This is a genomic window from Bradyrhizobium sp. HKCCYLRH2047, from assembly GCF_051168175.1.
Taxonomy (GTDB): Bacteria; Pseudomonadota; Alphaproteobacteria; order Rhizobiales; family Xanthobacteraceae; genus Bradyrhizobium.
Genome location: NZ_JBNPUM010000005.1, coordinates 501,213 through 519,501, shown reverse-complemented (window position 1 = coordinate 519,501; position 18,289 = coordinate 501,213). Strand labels below are relative to the sequence as shown.

Annotated in this window: 19 protein-coding genes; 18 read left to right on the top strand and 1 reads right to left on the bottom strand. The window is 66.8% G+C overall.

Features of this window, described 5'->3' with window-relative positions:
• Window positions 1-145 precede the first annotated feature (145 nt).
• The 13 genes from ACQR1D_RS15690 (at window position 146) to dhaK (ending at window position 11,204) form a co-directional block, all read left to right on the top strand.
• Window positions 146-799, top strand: coding sequence for a 4'-phosphopantetheinyl transferase family protein (locus ACQR1D_RS15690; RefSeq protein WP_316183468.1), 654 nt, complete (start codon window positions 146-148; stop codon window positions 797-799).
• A 331-nt stretch (window positions 800-1,130) separates the two neighbouring features.
• Window positions 1,131-2,462 (top strand): ABC transporter substrate-binding protein, encoded by a 1,332-nt coding sequence (locus ACQR1D_RS15685; RefSeq protein ID WP_316183469.1) that lies wholly within the window; start codon window positions 1,131-1,133, stop codon window positions 2,460-2,462.
• Window positions 2,463-2,586: 124 nt separating this feature from the next.
• On the top strand, window positions 2,587-3,549 hold the full coding sequence (locus ACQR1D_RS15680; protein WP_316215581.1) for a carbohydrate ABC transporter permease: 963 nt from the start codon (window positions 2,587-2,589) through the stop codon (window positions 3,547-3,549).
• Entirely contained in the window at window positions 3,546-4,499 is a 954-nt protein-coding gene (locus tag ACQR1D_RS15675) for a carbohydrate ABC transporter permease (RefSeq protein WP_316236690.1), read from the top strand. Before ACQR1D_RS15680 ends, ACQR1D_RS15675 begins: the two co-directional genes overlap by 4 nt.
• 8 nt (window positions 4,500-4,507) lie before the next feature.
• Window positions 4,508-4,714, top strand: coding sequence for a hypothetical protein (locus tag ACQR1D_RS15670; RefSeq protein ID WP_434839071.1), 207 nt, complete (start codon window positions 4,508-4,510; stop codon window positions 4,712-4,714).
• Window positions 4,715-4,718: 4 nt separating this feature from the next.
• Window positions 4,719-5,831 carry an ABC transporter ATP-binding protein gene (locus ACQR1D_RS15665; protein WP_316215584.1) on the top strand — a complete coding sequence of 371 codons (1,113 nt, stop codon included), beginning with the start codon at window positions 4,719-4,721 and terminating at the stop codon, window positions 5,829-5,831.
• Window positions 5,824-6,834, top strand: a complete 1,011-nt coding sequence (locus ACQR1D_RS15660; RefSeq protein ID WP_316215585.1) for an ABC transporter ATP-binding protein — start codon at window positions 5,824-5,826, stop codon at window positions 6,832-6,834. The genes ACQR1D_RS15665 and ACQR1D_RS15660 overlap by 8 nt, the downstream gene beginning before the upstream one ends.
• A gap of 3 nt (window positions 6,835-6,837) precedes the next feature.
• Window positions 6,838-7,449 (top strand): dihydroxyacetone kinase subunit DhaL, encoded by a 612-nt coding sequence (dhaL, locus tag ACQR1D_RS15655; protein WP_316183474.1) that lies wholly within the window; start codon window positions 6,838-6,840, stop codon window positions 7,447-7,449.
• On the top strand, window positions 7,446-7,844 hold the full coding sequence (dhaM, locus tag ACQR1D_RS15650) for a dihydroxyacetone kinase phosphoryl donor subunit DhaM (protein ID WP_316183475.1): 399 nt from the start codon (window positions 7,446-7,448) through the stop codon (window positions 7,842-7,844). The genes dhaL and dhaM overlap by 4 nt, the downstream gene beginning before the upstream one ends.
• A 12-nt stretch (window positions 7,845-7,856) precedes the next feature.
• Entirely contained in the window at window positions 7,857-8,159 is a 303-nt protein-coding gene (locus ACQR1D_RS15645; RefSeq protein ID WP_315712559.1) for an HPr family phosphocarrier protein, read from the top strand.
• A 2-nt stretch (window positions 8,160-8,161) separates the two neighbouring features.
• Window positions 8,162-9,769 carry a phosphoenolpyruvate--protein phosphotransferase gene (gene ptsP / locus ACQR1D_RS15640; RefSeq protein ID WP_434839072.1) on the top strand — a complete coding sequence of 536 codons (1,608 nt, stop codon included), beginning with the start codon at window positions 8,162-8,164 and terminating at the stop codon, window positions 9,767-9,769.
• The gene (locus ACQR1D_RS15635) at window positions 9,766-10,218 is read left to right on the top strand and encodes a hypothetical protein (RefSeq protein ID WP_434839073.1); all 453 of its coding nucleotides are present in this window, start codon (window positions 9,766-9,768) and stop codon (window positions 10,216-10,218) included. Before ptsP ends, ACQR1D_RS15635 begins: the two co-directional genes overlap by 4 nt.
• Window positions 10,215-11,204 carry a dihydroxyacetone kinase subunit DhaK gene (dhaK, locus tag ACQR1D_RS15630; protein ID WP_434839074.1) on the top strand — a complete coding sequence of 330 codons (990 nt, stop codon included), beginning with the start codon at window positions 10,215-10,217 and terminating at the stop codon, window positions 11,202-11,204. Before ACQR1D_RS15635 ends, dhaK begins: the two co-directional genes overlap by 4 nt.
• Window positions 11,205-11,216: 12 nt before the next feature.
• Here dhaK and ACQR1D_RS15625 read toward each other — a convergent pair whose 3' ends face one another.
• A complete protein-coding gene (locus ACQR1D_RS15625; RefSeq protein ID WP_316236684.1) occupies window positions 11,217-11,993 on the bottom strand; it encodes a GntR family transcriptional regulator in 777 nt (258 codons plus the stop codon).
• A 66-nt stretch (window positions 11,994-12,059) separates the two neighbouring features.
• Here ACQR1D_RS15625 and ACQR1D_RS15620 point away from each other — a divergent pair, with 66 nt between their 5' ends.
• Genes ACQR1D_RS15620 through nikE form a run of 5 tightly spaced genes read left to right on the top strand, consistent with a single transcriptional unit; the run spans window position 12,060 to window position 18,286 of the window.
• Window positions 12,060-13,379: a M20 family metallopeptidase gene (locus tag ACQR1D_RS15620; protein WP_434839075.1), complete on the top strand. Its 1,320-nt coding sequence runs from the start codon at window positions 12,060-12,062 to the stop codon at window positions 13,377-13,379.
• The gene (locus ACQR1D_RS15615) at window positions 13,379-14,929 is read left to right on the top strand and encodes an ABC transporter substrate-binding protein (protein WP_434839076.1); all 1,551 of its coding nucleotides are present in this window, start codon (window positions 13,379-13,381) and stop codon (window positions 14,927-14,929) included. Before ACQR1D_RS15620 ends, ACQR1D_RS15615 begins: the two co-directional genes overlap by 1 nt.
• A 15-nt stretch (window positions 14,930-14,944) precedes the next feature.
• Window positions 14,945-15,892 carry an ABC transporter permease gene (locus tag ACQR1D_RS15610; protein WP_315800387.1) on the top strand — a complete coding sequence of 316 codons (948 nt, stop codon included), beginning with the start codon at window positions 14,945-14,947 and terminating at the stop codon, window positions 15,890-15,892.
• Window positions 15,885-16,715, top strand: coding sequence for an ABC transporter permease (locus tag ACQR1D_RS15605; protein ID WP_434839077.1), 831 nt, complete (start codon window positions 15,885-15,887; stop codon window positions 16,713-16,715). Before ACQR1D_RS15610 ends, ACQR1D_RS15605 begins: the two co-directional genes overlap by 8 nt.
• Window positions 16,712-18,286: an ABC transporter ATP-binding protein gene (nikE, locus tag ACQR1D_RS15600; RefSeq protein WP_316183483.1), complete on the top strand. Its 1,575-nt coding sequence runs from the start codon at window positions 16,712-16,714 to the stop codon at window positions 18,284-18,286. Before ACQR1D_RS15605 ends, nikE begins: the two co-directional genes overlap by 4 nt.
• The last annotated feature ends 3 nt before the right edge of the window (window positions 18,287-18,289 follow it).

Below are 18,289 nucleotides of genomic sequence, written 5' to 3'. Positions count from 1 at the left end.
GCGAAACACGCCGCGAGATCGCGATGTCATGTGGAATCGTTCGAGATCGGTTTCGGAGCAGCCGCGTCGTGTAGAGTGGCGGCCAGCCGATCCGTGTTGGTCAGGGCCGGTCCGCAAGAGAGGCAGCGCGCGTGCAGAGTTGGCGATGAAGGCGATTGCAGAGCTGTTTGACGGTCCGGTCGTGGTTGCGGCATCGAGCCTCTCGCTGGCGGAGGATGAGCTGTTTCCCGAAGAGCGCGCGCATATCCAGGCCGCGGTCGCCAAGCGGCGCGCCGAGTTCGCGACCGCGCGGATCCTGGCGCGCAGGGCGCTGGCGTCGCTCGGAGCTTCGCCGGTCGCGCTCGTTCCGACGCCGGATCGCGCGCCCGTGTGGCCGCCGGGCTATGCGGGAAGCATCTCGCATTGCGCCGACTACTGCGCTGTTGCCGTGGCCCGAAGCAGGGATGTCCCGTCGCTTGGACTGGATGTCGAGGACCTGCGCGAGCTCGATCCGTCGATGCGCGATCTCGTGCTCACGCCGGCCGAGCGGCGATGGCTTCGCGCCCAGCCCGATGCGCTGCAGCCGATGCTGCCGATCGTGATCTTCAGCGCCAAGGAAGCCTACTACAAATGCCAGTACCCGCTCACGCGCGGCTTCCTGGATTTCCAGGATGTCGAGCTCGCGATCGCATGGCCGGCGGGCACGTTCGAGGCGCGTGTCATGAAAGAGGACTGGCCGGCCGCGGTTGCTCGTCTCGCCGGACGTTTCTTTATCGCTGACGGCCGGGTGAGCTGCGGCGTGACGCTCGCGCAGGCCTGATGGCGCGAACGCAGCCTGGGGTTGGGGTGGGCCGTTGTCGTTGCCGCCGCGCCGGAAAGCTGTGGGGGCGCGATCTCAGGAAATCTTCATCCGATGAGCTGCTTACCGCAGTCGCTAAACATGATGCGCTGCGAATTGCGAGGAAATGCGCTTGACATGTTTAGTCGTTCGCAATCTACTAAACAAAATACTTAACTCGGACAATCGATCCGGGACCATGAGGAAACGCTTGCGGCTCGCGTTGTCGTTGTGACGGCGCCTTTCGCCGCGAGCCACACACCGCCGTCATCAGCGCAAAGGCAGGGCGGCGCCAACAGGGAGGGAGTGCCAGATGAAGTTGCTGCAGACATTTGCACTGACGGCGACGGTCGCCGCCGCGACAGTGCTCGGCGCGTCCGCGCCGGCACGCGCCGAGGGAAAGACGATCACCTTGTGCTGGGCCGCCTGGGATCCGGCCAACGCGCTGGTCGAGCTGTCCAAGGACTTCACCGCCAAGACCGGCGTCAACATGAAGTTCGAGTTCGTGCCGTGGCCGAACTTCGCCGACCGCATGCTCAACGAGCTCAATTCCAAGGGCAAGCTGTGCGATCTGATGATCGGCGACTCCCAGTGGATCGGCGGCGCCGCCGAGAACGGCCAATACGTCAAGCTCAACGAGTTCTTCGACAAGGAAGGCATCAAGATCTCCGACTTCATGCCCGCCACCGTCGCCGGCTACGCCGAGTGGCCGAAGGGCTCGCCGAACTACTGGGCGCTGCCGGCGATGGGCGACGCCAACGGCTGGACCTACCGCAAGGACTGGTTCGCGCGGCCGGAGATCCGCGAGGAGTTCAAGAAGAAGTTCGGCCGCGAGCTCGGGGTGCCGAAAACGCAGGAAGAGCTGAAGGACATCGCCGAGTTCTTCCAGAAGCGGGTGATCGACGGCAAGACCGTTTACGGCGCGGCGATCTTCACCGAGCGCGGCTCGGAAGGCATCACCATGGGCGTCACCAACGCGCTCTATCCGTTCGGCTTCAAGTATCAGAACCCGAAGAAGCCGTATGACATGCAGGGCTTCGTCAACTCCGACGACGCGGTGAAGGGCCTCGAATTCTACAAGGCGCTGTACAAGTGCTGCACGCCGCCCGGCTATTCCAACGGCTACATGCAGGAGGGCCTGGATGCCTTCAAGTCCGGCCAGGTCGCGCTGCAGATGAACTGGTTCGCCTTCTTCCCGGGCCTCTACAAGGACCCCAATGTCGGCGGCGACAAGATCGGTTTCTTCGTCAACCCCGCGCAGAAGGAGAAGGGCTCGCAGCTCGGCGGGCAGGGCATCTCGGTGGTGGCCTATTCGCCGAACCGCGCCGAGGCGTTGGCCTACATCAAGTGGTTCGCCTCGCTCGACACCCAGAAGAAGTGGTGGGCGCTCGGCGGCTACAGCTGCCACAAGGGCGTGCTCAACGATCCCAACTTCAAGAACACCGCGCCGTTCGCCGCCGACTTCCTGGTGGCGATGGACCAGGTGGTCGATTTCTGGGCCGAGCCGTCCTACGCCCAGCTCCTGCTGGCGATGCAGAAGCGCGTCCACGACTATGTCGTCGCCGACCAGGGCACCGCCAAGGGCGCGCTCGACGGGCTGATCGCCGACTGGACCAAGGTGTTCAAGGAGGACGGCAAGCTCTGATGGAAGCGGCATCTCGCGTGCAAGCGGGACGCGCCACGACGATCCCTCCGGCGAGCTTCGGCTTGCCGGGCGGACCAGCCAGTCTCACCGCCAGCCAGAAGCAGCCAGTGAAGCAGCCCCTCGCATGACCGACCAGACCGGACTGAGCAGCCTCGTCGACCGCGCCGCCCTGGTGACGCCGCCCGCCGTGGCGCGGCGCGTGCGTGGCCTCTCCGAGCGTGCCATCGCCTGGCTGTTCATCACGCCGACCATGCTGCTGCTGCTCGCGATCAACATCTTCCCGCTGATCTGGACCATCCGGCTGTCGTTCACCAATTATCGCGCCAACCGGCCCAATGCGACGGTGCTCGATGTCGGGCTCGCCAACTACCAGTCGATCCTGACCGATCCGGACGTCTGGGCGGCGATGACGGTGACCGCGCGCTTCGTGTTCTGGACCATCCTGATCCAGACCGTGCTCGGTTTCACGCTGGCTTGGCTGATCGACAAGAAGTTCCGTGGCCACGGCCTGTGGACCACCTTGATTCTGCTGCCGATGATGCTGTCGCCGGCCGTGGTCGGCAATTTCTGGACGTTCCTGTACCAGCCGCAGATCGGGCTCTTCAACTACGTCATCGCTGCCGCGACCGGCGCGCCGGCATCGTCTTTCCAGATGCTGGCGCAAGTGCCGCTCGCGCCGTGGGCCATCGTCATCGTCGACACCTGGATGTGGACGCCCTACGTGATGCTGATCTGCCTTGCCGGTCTGCGCTCGATTCCCGACTACATCTACGAAGCAGCCGAGGTCGACCGCGCCTCGCCGTGGCGGCAGTTCTGGTCGATCACCCTGCCGATGGCGCTGCCCTTCATCATGCTGGCGGTGCTGTTCCGCGGCATCGAGAACTTCAAGATGTTCGACATGGTCAACCTCCTGACCGGCGGCGGACCCGGCTCGACCACCGAGGTCGCCTCGATCACGCTCAAGCGGGAGGCCTTTGAGAAGTGGCGCACCGGCTATTCCTCGGCCTTCGCGATCGTTCTGTTCGTCACCGTGTTCGGTCTCGCCAACATCTACGTCAAGGCGCTCAACCGGGTGAAAAGCCGATGACCGGTCTCGCAACCGCCCATTCCGTTGTCGATCCCTCGCCGCTGACCAAGCGGATCGCGGCGACCGTGGTGATCGCCTATGCGCTGATCACCCTGGTGCCGCTGCTGTGGATCTTCATGACCGGATTCAAGTCGCCGTCGGATGCGATCGCCTATCCGCCGAAGCTCGTCGCCGAGCCGAGCCTGGAGGGCTATTGCAACCTGTTCACGACCCGGACGCGGCAGACCCCGGACTACATGGCCAAGCTGCCGCCGGCCGCCAATCTGTGCGACCGCATCTCGCGCGGCCGCAACATGGTGGTCGCGGGTCCATCGAACTACATCCCGCGCTACGTCAACTCGCTGGTGATCGCATTCGGCTCGACCGCGCTGTCGGTCGTGCTCGGCACGCTCGCGGCCTATGCGTTCTCACGCTTCAAGGTGCCGCTGAAGGATGATCTCCTGTTCTTCATCCTGTCGACAAGGATGATGCCGCCGATCGCGGTCGCGATCCCGATCTACCTGATGTATCGCGAGCTCGGCCTGTCCGACACGCGGCTCGGCATGATCCTGCTCTATACGTCCGTCAACATCTCGCTCGCGGTCTGGCTGCTCAAGGGATTCATGGACGAGATCCCGCGCGAATACGAGGAGGCGGCGATGGTCGACGGCTACACCCGCCTGCAGGCCTTCTTCAAGGTCGTGCTGCCGCAGGCCACCACCGGCATCGTCGCCACCGCGATCTTCTGCCTGATCTTCGCCTGGAACGAATATGCCTTCGCGGTGCTTCTGACCTCGGGCACGGCGCAGACCGCGCCGCCCTTCATTCCGATCATCATCGGCGAGGGCGGCCAGGACTGGCCGGCGGTCGCTGCCGGCACCACGCTGTTCCTGATCCCGATCGTCGTGTTCACGGTGTTGCTGAGGAAGCACCTGTTGCGCGGCATCACCTTCGGTGCGGTGCGCAAATGAGCCGGTCGATGCGAAATAGGCCTGCCGATGTCGCGGCTACGCGCTGGCCGCGGGCGCTGCGGCGCGGCCCGATGGAGACGTTGGCAACGATCCTGATTGCCGCCGGCGTGTTGATGCTGCTGCAGCCGTTCGCGTTGGTGCTCTACACCTATTCCTTCATCACCACGCTCGCCGGTGTTGTGATGTTCACCATCGTCTCCAAGTTTCCGGACTGACGCCATGGCCGAGATCCGGATCGAGAATCTGTTCAAGGAGTTCGGCGGCTTCGCCGCCGTGCGTGGCACCAGCTTCACGATCGCCGATGGTGAGTTCTTCTGCCTGCTCGGTCCGTCTGGCTGCGGCAAGACCACCACCTTGCGCATGATCGCAGGCCTGGAGCTGCCGACCTCGGGCACGATCAGGCTTGGCGGCGAGGACGTCACCTTCCGCCGTGCGCGTGAACGCGACATCGCCATGGTGTTCCAGCTGTTCGCGCTCTACCCGCATATGAACGTGCGCAGCAACATCGCCTTTCCCTTGGTCTCGATGGGCGTGCCCAAGGCGGAGATCCGGCGGCGGGTCGAGGAAGCCGCGCGCATCCTGCGCATCGACCATCTGATCGACCGTCCGGTCAGCGGGTTGTCGAGCGGCGATCGCCAGCGCGTCGCGCTCGGCCGCGCCATCGTCCGCGAGCCCAAGGCGTTCCTGATGGACGAGCCGCTCGGCGCGCTCGATGCGGAGTTCCGGCACATCATGTGCGGCGAGCTGCGCGCCTTGCACGACCGGCTCAAGGCCACCACCGTGTTCGTCACGCACGACCAGCTCGAGGCGATGTCGATGGCCGACAAGATCGCCGTGATGAATCGCGGCGTCGTGGAGCAGCTCGGAACGCCGCAGGAGATCTATGACCGTCCCGCCACCATGTTCGTTGCGGACTTCATCGGCTCGCCGGCGATGAACTTCATCCGCTTCGCGGGCCGACTTGGCGCCGGCACGAACTGCGTGCGCATCGACGGTGCCGAGATCGGCGTGCCCGAGCTGCGCGAGGATGCCGGGAGCGACGAGCTGGTTCTCGGCGTGCGGCCGGAGCAGGTGACGCTCAGCGCCGAAGGCGGGCTGCGCGGCGAGGTGTTTGGCACCGAATATCTCGGCACCACCCAGATCATCACCGTCACGACGGCGCACGGCACCGTCAAGGCACGCGCGCCCGCGGCGCTCCGCGTGGCGCGTGCGGAGCCGGTCGGGCTCAGCTTCCGCGCCGACCGGCTGTCGCTGTTCGACGCCGCCACGGGCCGTGCGGTCCGCACGGCGCTGTATGAACAGCCGGTGAGAGGAGGACGACATCATGGCTGAGACGCGGCTCAACGTCGTCAGCAAGTCGTTCGGCCCAAAGCCGGCGGTGCGGGATTTGTCGCTGACCATCCGTGATGGCGAGCTCGTGGTGCTGCTCGGGCCGACCGGTGCCGGCAAGACCACGACGCTGCGCCTGGTAGCGGGCCTCGAGCAGCCGGATCGCGGCAGCATCACCATCGGTGGCGTCGACCAGACCAAGGCGACGCCGGCCGCGCGCGACGTCACCTTCGTGTTCCAGCAATATTCGCTCTATCCGCATCTGTCGGTGTACGACAATCTGGCTTTTCCACTGCGCTCGCCGGTGCGCAAGATTGCGGAGGCCGAGATCAAGCGCATCGTCCGTGACGTCGCGGGGATGCTGCGGATCGAGGACAAGCTCGGCAATCGCGCCACTCAGCTCTCGGGCGGCCAGATGCAGCGCGTGGCGATCGGCCGTGCCCTGGTGCGCCGGCCTGCGATTGCATTGCTCGACGAGCCGCTGTCCTCGCTCGACGCCAAGCTGCGTTCGGAGCTGCGTATCGAGCTCAAGCGCATCCAGCAGGATCTCGGCGCCACCATGCTCTACGTCACCCACGACCAGATCGAGGCGATGACGCTCGCCAACCGCATCGGCGTGATCGACCAGGGCCGTCTGGTGCAGGTCGGCAGCCCGCGGGAGGTCTATGAGGATCCGGACAATACCTATGTGGCGACCCGGCTCGGCAGCCCCGGCATCAATCTTCTGCCGCGTCGGCTGTTCCCGGATCTCGCAATGCCGGGCGACGTCGCGACGATCGGCGCGCGCACCGAGCACATGACGGTCCGGCGCGCCGAGACCCGTGCAGACGCGCGGGTGAAATGGATCGAGCATCTCGGCGATCAGAATCATCTGCATATCACGCTGCAGGACCAGACCATCGTCAGCCTGGTGGAGCCCGATACGGAATTGAAAGTCGGCGACTCCGTCGCTATCGAGTTCACCCGGCCGCTGCTGTTCGACCGGGCGGGCCAGCGGGTGAGATAGACAATGGACCAGGCGTTCAAGCGTAAGCTGATCGTGGCGATGGCGGATGCCATGATCGCCCATGCCGAGGAGCTGACCGCGCTGGATTCGGCGATCGGCGACGGCGATCACGGCCTCAATATGAAGCGTGGCTTCGAGGCCGTGCTCGCCGATGCGGACAACATTTCCGCCAAGCCCCTTCCGGAGGCCCTGAAGGCGGTCGGCATGGCGCTGGTGATGAAGGTCGGCGGCGCGTCCGGTCCGCTCTACGGCACGCTGGCGATGGGACTTGGCAAGGCGCTGCCATCAGAGCCCTCTGCCGCCGACGCGGCGGCGGCGCTCGGTCGCGCCATCGCGGACGTCAAGGCACGGGGCAAGTCGGAAGCAGGTCAGAAGACCATGCTCGACGTCTTGATCCCCGTGCAGGCGGCTTTTGCGGCCGGTGGCGACGATCTCGGTTCCCGGCTGCCCGCGATCGCCGCTGAAGCTGCCGATGCGACGGTGCCGATGCTGGCGATCCGCGGCCGCGCCTCGTTTCTCGGCGAGCGTTCGATCGGGCACATGGATCCCGGCGCGCGCTCGTCCAGCCTGCTGGTGCAGGCGATCTGCAGCGTCTTCAATGAGGCCCGAGCATGAATGAGCAGAAGAATGTCGGCATCGTCATCGTGTCGCATTCCGCCAAGGTGGCGGAGGGCGCGGCCGACATGGTCCGGCAGATGGTCGGCGACAGCGTGCCGCTCGCAGCGGTCGGCGGCAATGCCGATGGCGGGCTCGGCACCGATGTCGGCGCCATCATGGGCGCGATCGACAGGGCGTGGTCGGAGTCGGGCGTTGCGATCCTGGTCGATCTTGGCGGCGCCGAGACCAACAGCGAGATGGCGGTGGAGATGATGCCGGAGGAGCGGCGCGAGCGCATCGTGATCTGCAATGCGCCGCTGGTCGAAGGCGCCGTGATGGCGGCGACGGAGGCCTCCGGCGGCTCGCCGCTCGATGCGGTGCGCGCGACCGCCGAAGAGCTGATGGGCGGATGAGCAGGAACGACGATGGCTGACGGTGGAGAGATCGGCATGCAGGAAGCGAAGGCGCATGCGCTGCTGACCAACGAGGTCGGGCTGCATGCGCGGCCCTCGGTCAAACTGACCCAGCTCGCGAAGCGCTTTGCGTCGAGCATCGAGGTCGCGATCGCCGCCGACGGGCCCTGGACCGATGCCAAGAGCCCGGTGAAGATCATGCGCGTCAAGGCGGCCAAGGGTGAGACGCTGTTCCTTCGCGCCAACGGAACCGATGCCGAGGCGGCCATCGCGGCGCTCGTTGATCTGGTCGACCGCAAGTTCGACGAGGAGTGATGATGGAGCGGCGCGTTTTCGGGCGTGGGGCATCGGACGGGTTGGCCATTGGGCCGGCCGCGATCCTGCGTGCGCTGGAGGGTGCAAGCCGGAGGAAAGGGGCGATCGCCGAGGAGCATGCAGCGCTCGCCACAGCGGTCGCGCATGCACGCGAGGCCGTGGCCGAGCTGATCGGCAGGCTCGAGGGAGACGCGGCCGAGCTAATCGGCTTTCAGCTCGCGCTGCTCGAAGACGATGCGCTGACGGAGGCGGCTTACGTTCAGATCGAGGGCGGTGTCGCTGCGGATGAGGCCTGGCGCGCGGCGATGGCGGAGGAGATCGCGGGCTACGAGTCCGCTGACGACGAGTATTTTCGTGCTCGCGCCAGCGACCTCGGCGACATCCGGGACCGCGTGCTGCGGCACTTGCTTGGCCTGCCGCAGAACGGCGAAGTACCGAAAGGGGCGATCGTCGTCGCGCATGATCTGGCGCCATCGACGTTCCTCGCCATCGATTGGACCAGCGGCGGCGGCATCGCGCTCGGCGAGGGCAGCCCGACCAGTCACGTCGCGATGCTGGCGCGCGGCCGCGGCGTGCCGATGGTGGTCGGGCTCGGCCGCGATTGGGAGACGCTGGCAGGGGATCTGCTGGTCGATGGCGGTCGCGGTGTCGTAATCGTCGATCCCAGCGCGCACATTGTCGCCGCCGCGCGGGCGGAGGACGAGACGGTCTCGCGCCGCAGGGCGGAGGCAAGGGCGCGGCAGCACGAACCGGCGCTGACGCGCGACGGCACCGTCGTCTCGGTGCTCCTCAACATCTCCGGCCCTGCAGACATGACGCTGCTTCCGGCCGCAGCCTGCGACGGCGTCGGTCTGGCACGCACCGAGTTTCTCACCGGCAATCTGCTTCACGACGAAGAGGCGCAGTATCACGCCTATGCCGAGCTCGTGCGCTGGGCCGAAGGCCGGCCGGTTACGATCCGCACGCTCGACGCCGGCGGCGACAAGCCGATTCCGGGCTACACAATCGATGGCGAGAGCAACCCGTTTCTTGGCCTGCGTGGCCTCCGCCTGTCCTTGCGTCATCCCGAGATCTTCCGTGTCCAATTGCGCGCACTGGCCCGCGCCGCTGCGCTCGGACCGCTCAAGGTGATGTTGCCGATGGTGACCAATGCAGCGGAACTGGACGTGGCCCGTGACCATCTCCGCGCCGTGCTCGCCGAATTGGCCGGCGCCAACGTCGCGTTCGCCGCGCCGGCCTTCGGAATGATGGTCGAGGTGCCGGCCGCTGCGCTGGCAGCGCATGACTTCGCCGCCGACTTCTTCTCGATCGGCACCAACGACCTGACGCAATACGCGACCGCCGCTTCGCGCGACGGCGCCGAGGTCGTCGACTATGCCGACGTCCTGCATCCGGGGGTGCTGGCGATGATTGCCCATGTTGTGCGCGCCGGTCGGGCGCGGGGCGTGAACGTCTCGATCTGCGGCGACGCCGCCGGTGATGTCAGAGCGATTCCGGCGCTGCTTGGGGTCGGCGTGCGCGCGCTGTCGGTCGCGCCGGGCCTGCTGCCGCTGGTGAAGGCTGCGATCCGCGAGCTTGACCTCGCCAAGGTGGCGGAAGATGGCGCATGAGTGACCAGGATGCATCGGGGGCCGCAAGCCCGCTCGCCGAGTACAAGGCGATCCTGCGCGCGGTCATCGACAGCCGTCCCTCCGGCACGCGGCAGCGGCTGGCGGAGGCAATCGGCAAGAACCGCAGCTTCATCTCGCAGATCGTCAATCCGGCCTATGCGACGCCGATCCCGCTGCAGCATCTCGAGACCATCTTCCACATCTGTCACTTCTCGCCGCATGAGCAGCAGGCGTTCCTGGCGGCCTATCGCGCCGCGCATCCGGGCCGGCTCGACGAGGCCGAAGCGCAGCGGCCGATGCGGCGTCTCGTGGTCGAGCTGCCGGACTTCGGCGATCCCGCGCTCAACGCCCATGCCGACCGCATCATCACCGGCGTCGCGCGCGGCATCACCGCGCTGATCTCAGCCAACGAAAACCAGGACGAATCCGAGCCGGGAGGGAAGCCATGAAGAAGCTGATCAACGCCGTCGACGACGTGCTGAGCGAGAGCCTGCAGGGATTTGCCGCCGTGCATGGCGACATCGTCACGCTCGGTGAGGACAACAAGTTCGTACGCTGCAGGAGCCTCAAGCCGGGCAAGGTCGCGCTGATCTCCGGCGGCGGCTCCGGCCACGAGCCGCTGCATGCCGGATTTGTCGGGCCGGGCATGCTCGATGCCGCCTGTCCCGGCCAGGTGTTCACCTCGCCGACACCCGACCAGATGCTTGCGGCCGCGCAGGCCGTGGATACCGGCGCCGGCGCGCTGTTCATCGTCAAGAACTACGAAGGCGACGTGATGAATTTCGCGATGGCCGCAGAAATGATGGAGGGCAAGGTCGCGACCGTGATCACCGACGACGACGTCGCGGTCGAGACCTCGACCTATTCGACCGGCCGCCGCGGCGTTGCCGGCACGCTGGTCGTGGAGAAGATGCTGGGTGCTGCGGCCGAGCAGGGCCGCGATCTCGACGCGCTGAAGGCGCTTGGTGACGACGTCAACAGGCGCACCCGCTCGATGGGCGTGGCGCTGACGTCCTGCACGGTGCCGGCCGCGGGCAAGCCGACCTTCACGCTCGGCGACGACGAGATGGAAATGGGCGTTGGCATCCATGGCGAGCCCGGCCGCCGCCGGGTCAAGCTGGCTTCCGCGGACGCCATCGCCGAGGAGATGATGGGCGCGATCCTGGCCGATCTCGCAGCGAAGCCGGGAACGCCGTGCCTGCTGCTGGTCAACGGCTTCGGGGCCACGCCGGCGATGGAGTTGTACGTGATGGCCCATGCGGCGCGGCGCATCCTGGAAGGGCGCGGGCTCGCCATCGCGCGCGGGCTGGTCGGTTCCTACGTCACGTCGCTCGACATGGCCGGCTGCTCGCTCACCGTGACCGCGCTCGATGATGCGTCGCTGGCGCTGTGGGACGCGCCGGTGCATACGGCGGCGCTGCGCTGGGGCTGTTGACGCGATGCGCGCTCAGCGGATCTCGTTCGAGTAGTAGTGCTGCGCCGTCGTGGCGCGGTGCTGGCTGAGGATCGCCAGCGCGCCGGTCTGGTCGTAGGCTTCCTCGTCGATCACGAGCACGGCGCTCGGAGAGGGTAGGCCGAGCAGCTTGCGGTCCTCCTTGGTGGCGACCTCGGCCGTCACCTTCTCGCGCACCGCGGCGATCCGGATGCCATAGGCCTCGAGCAGATGGCGGTAGATCAGGGCAGGGACCTTCTTCGGCTCGCGCGCGAATCCCGCCACGCGGCTCCCAACCATCGAGATCCGCGAATGCAGCACCGGCGCGCCGGCGACGCGGCGGATGCGATGAAGATGCAGCAGCGGCTCGCCATCGGCCACCGCGAACAGCGCCGCATCGTCCCGTTCGGCGGCGCGTGTCGTCACCGACAGCACCTCGGCCTCCGAGTGCAGCAGGCTGCCGTCCGCGCCGAGCAAGCGGAAGTACTGGAAGAAGAAGCTGAGCCCATGCTGCGACGCGCGGCCCGTCACCACCGTGCCGGTCTTGCGCCGGCGCATCAGCATGCCGCCCGCGGTGAGATCGGCCAGCGCGCGGCGGATGGTGCCGACGGCGACGCCATATTGATTGGCGAGCGCGACCTCGCCGGGCAGCACCGTGCCGGGCGGCATGTCGCCGATCAGGATCGCCTCGGCGATCTGGCGCTTGACATGCTCGTAGAGCGGCACCGGAAGGGCGCCCGGACCCGCGCCGACCCCGTCTGCCGCTTTGCTGGCCACAGCTGCCTTTTTCATGGAATTGACAAATGCCGCGTCGTGAATTCTATTTCTATATAGAATATAGGATTGAGCAGACCGCAAATGATTTCTGAGGGCATTCCAGCGGACCGGGGCGCGCGCAGTCTGGCCGGCGCTTTTGCCGCGATCGACGCCATGGCCGAGACGGCGGTCGAGGACCTGCGGACGATGGTGGCGGTCGACACCAGCTTTCCGCCGGGGGCCGGCTACGATGCCTTTGCCGACGTGATGGAACAGCTTGCTTCGCCGCTGGCGCTGAATTGCGAGCGCGTGATCGTTCCGGAGGAGCTGTGGCGCGCACCGGGTTCGCACGGATCGCGCACCAATCTGGTCGCACGGCGTCGCTCCGGCAAACCGGTGCTCGGGCTCTATTTCCACGTCGATACGGTGCCGCCTGCGCCAGGCTGGGCCACCGATCCGCTGCAACTGGGCCGTGACGGTGATCGTCTGATCGGACTCGGCGCAGCCGACATGAAGGGATCGATCGCGGCGGCGCTGCTCGCGCTCCGCGGCGCGCAGCAGACCGGATTGCCGCTGGCCTATGATCCGATGTTGTTGCTGTGCACCGACGAGGAGGCGGGGCTTTATCCCGGCGTGCGTTACCTTGCCGAGCAGGGCCGTCTCGAAGGTCACATCCTCAACTTCAACGGCAGCGCCATGCCGCGGATCTGGGCCGGCTGCTTCGGCCTGTTCACGCTCACGGTGCGCGTTCACGGCAAGCCGGCGCATGCCGGCGAGCAGCGCCGCGCCGGCGCCAACGCGATCGAGGCGGCGCTGCCGATCCTCAATGCGCTCGCGGCCCTCAAACCGGTCATCGCGCAGCGGACGTCGGCATTGCCGCCACCGCCGCAGGCAGCCGGACCTCTCGCGGGGAGCCTGGACATCTCAGCCATTCATGGTGGCCAGTGCGGCGGACAGATCCCTTCGCTGGTCGAGATTCTCGTGTGCCGCCGCTATGCGCCCGAGGAGGACTTCGCCACCGCACGCCGCGAGATCGAGGCGGCAATCCAGCGGGCCGCCGATGTCCTCGACGTCGAGATCATCCTCACCGGCCATCTGATGCCGACATCCGATCCCGGCGGGCCGCATTGGCCGCGCTGGCAGCAGGCGCTGTCGGCCGGCTTCGGCTACGCGGCGGAAGACTTCGCGCGCTGGGGGGCGTCCGGTTGCTCCGATTTCGGCTGGGTGCAGCAGGCCACGGGCGTGCAGGAGGTGCTGCTCACGGGCCTGGGAAAGCCCGATAGCCGCATTCATGCGCCGGGCGAATCCACGACGCTCGCCGACATCGTCGCATTGGCAAAGTCGGTGCTCGCCTATCTTGCAGCCGAGTTCCGTCCCGAACTCTCTCCCGAAGCCATCACGCCTGAAAAGGACTTCGCCTGATGCCGTCCGTGACCCGTCGCCATTTTCTTGCCGGCTCCGCGCTCGTGCTTGGTGCTCTGCCGCAAGTCTCTCTCTCCGCCGAGGCGCCGAAGCGCGGCGGCGTGTTGCGGATCTCGGTCGATCAGGGCGCGGCGGTCATTCATCCGCTGCTCGCGCGTGTCAATCCGGAATACCTCATCACCGAGCTGCTCTATTCCAACCTGACCCGGTTGAAGCCGGACATGTCGGTCGAGCCGGACCTCGCCTTGTCCTGGCAGGCCGGCGCGGGGCTCACCGAGTGGACGTTCAAGCTGCGGCCCAATCTCAGCTTCCACGACGGCTCGCCGCTGACGGCGGAGGATGTCGTTTCGACCTTCAAGGCAATCCTCGATCCGAAGACCGCGTCACCGGCGCGCACCAATGTCGGCCCGATCAAGGACGTCGTCGCCGTCGATCCGTCGACCGTTCGGTTCACACTGTCGGTTGCCTTCGCCGATTTTCCGGTCGCGCTCGCCTACAACAATGCGCGCATCGTGCCTGCGAAGGTCGTTGCCGCTGATCTCGCCAGCCTTGCCACCAAGGCGAATGGTTCGGGGCCGTTCAAGCTCGTGTCCTACGAGCCGGACCGCAAGATCGTCGTCGAGCGCAACCCGGCCTATTACGATCCCGCGCGGCCTTTACTCGATCGCGTCGAGATCCTCGTCTATCCCGACCGCACGGCCGAGGCATCGGCTCTGATTTCGGGCGACATCGATCTCATGTTGTCGACCACGCCCGGCGAATATGACCGGCTCGGCAAGGCCAGTGGCGTCAAGGCGGTGCGGATTCCCTCGGGGCAGTTTCTGAACGTCAACATGGGCTGCGACCAGAAGCCCTTCAACGACGTTCGCGTGCGCCAGGCGCTGGCGCTGACCATCGATCGCGAGGCCATGGCCGGCTTCGTGGCCGGCGGCTATGGCACGCCCGGCAACGATACGCCGCTGAGCCCCGCCTACCGCTTCTATCAGGACAGCAAACTGAAGAAGCCCGATATCGCCAAGGCCAAGCAACTGCTCGCCGATGCCGGCTATCCCTCCGGGATCGACCTGCCGATGGTGGCGTCCGACAAGCCGGACACGCGCACGCAGCTCGGTGTTGCGATCCGTGAGATGGCGGCGCCCGCGGGCTTCCGTATCAACGTTCAGACGATGCCGCACGCAACTTATCTCGACCAGGTCTGGAAGAAGGGCAATTTCTACGTCGGCTTCTACAACATGCAGTCGACCGCCGACGCGATCTTCAAGCTGCTCTACACTTCGGATGCGGCCTGGAATGAGACGCGCTGGAACAATGCGCGCTTCGACGAGATCGTCAACGCGGCGCGCAGCGAGACCGACGATGCCAATCGCGCCGCGCTCTATGCGCGGGCCCAGACGATGATGAGCGAGGAGGTGCCGTCGGTGATTCCGGTCTTCTTCGACATCCTGGCGGCGCAGCGCGCCTATGTGGAAGGATACCAGCTGCATCCGCGCGGGTCGGTGTTCCGGCTCGATCTCGTCTCGCTCGGCGCAGGCGCGCCCAAGCGCAGCTGAGGCGGGATCCGAGCGGTGTCATTCGCCTGGCTGCTGCGGCGGCTGCTCCTGATGGCCTACACGGTCGTCATCGTCAGCGTGCTGGTGTTCGCCATCACGCAGGCGCTGCCGGCTGATGCCGCGCAGACGCTGCTTGGCGAGAACGCCTCGCCGGAGGCGCTGGCCGCCGTTCGCGGCCGGCTCGGGCTCGACGACCCGGTCTGGCTGCAATTCGCGCATTGGGTCGCGCACGCGGCCATCGGCAATTTCGGCGTCTCCATGCGCACCGGCCTGCCGGTCGCGCCGGAGATGCTGACGGCGCTGTCTCGCTCGCTGCTGCTGGCAGCCGGCGCACTCGTCGTCACCCTTCTGATCGCGGTCCCGCTCGGAATCTTCGCGGCGCTCCGCAGGGGGCGGCCGGCGGATACGGCCGCCAGCGTGGTCGCCTATCTCGGGGTCTCCCTGCCGGAGTTCGTCACCGCAACCGTGCTCGCGCTGCTGCTGACCGACATCCTGCCATGGCTGCCGGCGACCGGCTACGTGTCGCCGCTGGAGGATACCGGGCTGGCGCTCCGCCACCTGATCCTTCCGGTCCTGACGGTGTCGGTCATTCTCGTCGCGCATGTGATGCGCATGATGCGGTCGGAGACGCTGGACGTGCTGCAGTCCGACTACGTCCGCGCGGCGCGGCTGAAAGGCCTGCCCGAGCGGACGGTGCTGGTGCGGCACGTGATGCGCAACGCGCTGCTGCCGGTCATCACCATCGTCGCGCTCGACGTCGGCTATCTCCTAGGCGGCATCATCGTCATCGAGGAGATCTTCGCCATTCCCGGCATCGGCCGCGCATTGATGATCGCCATCACCACCCGCGATCTGCCGTCGATCCAGGCCGGCGCGATGATCATGGCGGTCACCTATGCCATCACCAACACGCTGGCGGACGTCGTCTACGCGCTGCTCGACAGGCGGATCAGCTATGACTGAGCTGCTCGGCCGCATGATCCGGAAGCCGCAGGGCGCGATCAGCGTGACGCTGCTCGTTGCGCTCGCCGTCGTCTGCATTCTCGGCCCGTGGCTCGCGCCCTATGGGGCGGAGAAGATGGATTTTCTCGGCCGCTTCCGCGCACCGGGATGGCAGAACTGGCTGGGGGCCGACCAGTTCGGCCGCGACGTGCTGAGCCGCCTGTTGTCCGGAGCGCGCGCCACCGTTCCGATGGCGCTGGCGGCGACGCTCGCCGGCAGTGCGATGGGCGCCGTGATCGGCGTCGCATCGGCCTATCTCGGCGGCAAGGCCGACGAATTCATCATGCGCACCAACGATGCGGTGATGGCCATTCCGGGTCTTCTGATGGCGCTGCTGCTGGTCAGCACGCTGGGCAATGGGGCTATCAACGCGGTGATCGCGATTGCCTTTGCGTTTGCGCCGGGCATGGCGCGGGTCACGCGCTCCGTGGCGCTTGCGGTACGCAATCAGGACTACGTCAAGGCTGCCATCGCGCGCGGCGAGGCGGCCTCGCAGATCATTTTCCGCGAGATGCTTCCGAACGTGATGGGCCCGATCATCATCGAGGCCACCATCCGCGTGTCATTCGCGGTGATGCTGTTCGCGACGCTCAGCTTCCTTGGCCTGGGTGCGCAGCCGCCGGCGTCGGAATGGGGGCTCATGGTCGCCGATGCGCGCCAATACATGCACCGGGCGCCATGGCTCCTGATCGCCCCCTCGGCCGCGATCGCGCTGTCGGCGATCGCCTTCAATCTCGTCGGCGATGCCCTGCGCGACGCGCTGAATCCGCGGGACGATCGATGAGGCCGGCGCTCGCCATCACCAATTACGGGCTGGACTACGTCACCTCGGCGGGCGCCGTTGAGGTGCTGCGCGACGTGTCACTCGAGATCGCGCCCGGCGAGGTGCTCGGCCTCGTCGGCGAATCCGGCTCCGGCAAGAGCTCGCTGGCCTGGGCGTTGATGCGGCATCTGCCGGCCAATGCCCTGGAAGTCTCGGGTTCGCTGCGTCTGGGCGACCTCGACCTGCGGTCCCTCAGCCCGAAGCGACTGACCGCGGTCCGTGGCCGCCGCATCGGCATGGTGTTCCAAGACCCGTCGACAGCGCTCAATCCGACCTTGACCATCGGCCGTCAGATCACCGAGGCGCTGATGCGTCATCGCGATTTGAATGCGCGGGCCGCCAGGGATCTCGCGATCGATCTGCTCGGCCATGTCGAGCTCCGCAATCCCGCGGCGGTGCTGCGGCGCTATCCGCACGAGATCTCGGGCGGAGAGAAGCAGCGTGTGATCATCGCGACGGCCTTCGGCTGCCGGCCCGATGTCATACTGTTCGATGAGCCCACGACGGCGCTCGACGTCATCACCGGCGCCCGCATCATCGAGCTGTTTGCGCGGTTGCGGGCGGAGACCGGTGTCGCTGCGCTCTACATTTCGCACGATCTCGCGATGATGACCCGCGTCGCCGATCGCGTCGCAGTCATCCAACACGGCCGCATCGTCGAGCAGGCGCCCGCGTCCGATATCTTCCGCACGCCGCGGCACGACTACACCAAGGCGCTCATCGCCGCGGTGCCGCGTCCGGAACGGCGGCTCGTGAACGATCAGCCGGGCGCGGCCCTGGTGCTCGACGCACGCGGCATTGAGGTTCACTACGGCCGAGGCGGGCTGTTCCGTGCGGCGCCGCCGCCGGCGACCAAGGCCGTCGACGTCCGCGTCCGCGCCGGCGAAATCGTCGGCCTCGTCGGTGAATCCGGTTCGGGAAAGTCGTCAGTCGCTCGCGCCCTCACCGGGCTCGCCCGCTTCGACGGCACGATCAGCTTCGACGGCCGGACGCTGCGCGGGGCTGGCGACATGAACCGGGCCTATCGTCGCGATGTTCAGATCGTGTTCCAGCACCCGGATTCCTCGCTCAATCCGCGCCATCGGATCGGTGAGATCCTGTCGCGTCCCCTGAAACTCTATGGCGGCGACGTCGCCGCCGTGCCGCGGCTCCTGGAGCAGGTGCGACTGCCGGCCTCCTATGCGATGCGCTGGCCGCACCAGCTCTCCGGTGGCGAGAAGCAGCGCGTCGCGATCGCGCGCGCGTTTGCGGCACGGCCGCGGCTCGTGATCTGCGACGAGATCACGGCGCCGCTCGACGTCTCCGTCCAGGCCCGGATCATCGAGCTGCTGCTGGCGTTGCGCGCCGAGACCGGCGCGGCCTATCTGTTCATTACCCACGACCTCAATCTGATCCGGCAGATCGCGCACCGCATCGTCGTGATGCGTCATGGCCAGCTCGTCGACAGCCGCGCCGTTGATGCTTTCGGCGCCGAAGACGTTCACCCTTACACCCGCGAGCTGATGGCGGCCTCGCCAGCGCCGGTTGGCTGACCG

Excerpts from the sequence above, each read along its gene's own strand:
- ACQR1D_RS15635 (WP_434839073.1), top strand. The coding sequence starts at position 9,766 with ATGAGTGACCAGGATGCATCGGGGGCCGCAAGCCCGCTCGCCGAGTAC.
- dhaM (WP_316183475.1), top strand. The coding sequence starts at position 7,446 with ATGAATGAGCAGAAGAATGTCGGCATCGTCATCGTGTCGCATTCCGCC.
- ACQR1D_RS15680 (WP_316215581.1), top strand. The coding sequence starts at position 2,587 with ATGACCGACCAGACCGGACTGAGCAGCCTCGTCGACCGCGCCGCCCTG.
- ACQR1D_RS15670 (WP_434839071.1), top strand. The coding sequence starts at position 4,508 with ATGCGAAATAGGCCTGCCGATGTCGCGGCTACGCGCTGGCCGCGGGCG.
- ACQR1D_RS15690 (WP_316183468.1), top strand. The coding sequence starts at position 146 with ATGAAGGCGATTGCAGAGCTGTTTGACGGTCCGGTCGTGGTTGCGGCA.
- dhaK (WP_434839074.1), top strand. The coding sequence starts at position 10,215 with ATGAAGAAGCTGATCAACGCCGTCGACGACGTGCTGAGCGAGAGCCTG.
- ACQR1D_RS15615 (WP_434839076.1), top strand. The coding sequence starts at position 13,379 with ATGCCGTCCGTGACCCGTCGCCATTTTCTTGCCGGCTCCGCGCTCGTG.
- ACQR1D_RS15665 (WP_316215584.1), top strand. The coding sequence starts at position 4,719 with ATGGCCGAGATCCGGATCGAGAATCTGTTCAAGGAGTTCGGCGGCTTC.
- ACQR1D_RS15660 (WP_316215585.1), top strand. The coding sequence starts at position 5,824 with ATGGCTGAGACGCGGCTCAACGTCGTCAGCAAGTCGTTCGGCCCAAAG.
- nikE (WP_316183483.1), top strand. The coding sequence starts at position 16,712 with ATGAGGCCGGCGCTCGCCATCACCAATTACGGGCTGGACTACGTCACC.
- ptsP (WP_434839072.1), top strand. The coding sequence starts at position 8,162 with ATGGAGCGGCGCGTTTTCGGGCGTGGGGCATCGGACGGGTTGGCCATT.
- ACQR1D_RS15685 (WP_316183469.1), top strand. The coding sequence starts at position 1,131 with ATGAAGTTGCTGCAGACATTTGCACTGACGGCGACGGTCGCCGCCGCG.
- ACQR1D_RS15620 (WP_434839075.1), top strand. The coding sequence starts at position 12,060 with ATGATTTCTGAGGGCATTCCAGCGGACCGGGGCGCGCGCAGTCTGGCC.
- ACQR1D_RS15675 (WP_316236690.1), top strand. The coding sequence starts at position 3,546 with ATGACCGGTCTCGCAACCGCCCATTCCGTTGTCGATCCCTCGCCGCTG.
- ACQR1D_RS15605 (WP_434839077.1), top strand. The coding sequence starts at position 15,885 with ATGACTGAGCTGCTCGGCCGCATGATCCGGAAGCCGCAGGGCGCGATC.
- ACQR1D_RS15645 (WP_315712559.1), top strand. The coding sequence starts at position 7,857 with ATGGCTGACGGTGGAGAGATCGGCATGCAGGAAGCGAAGGCGCATGCG.
- ACQR1D_RS15625 (WP_316236684.1), bottom strand. The coding sequence starts at position 11,993 with ATGAAAAAGGCAGCTGTGGCCAGCAAAGCGGCAGACGGGGTCGGCGCG.
- dhaL (WP_316183474.1), top strand. The coding sequence starts at position 6,838 with ATGGACCAGGCGTTCAAGCGTAAGCTGATCGTGGCGATGGCGGATGCC.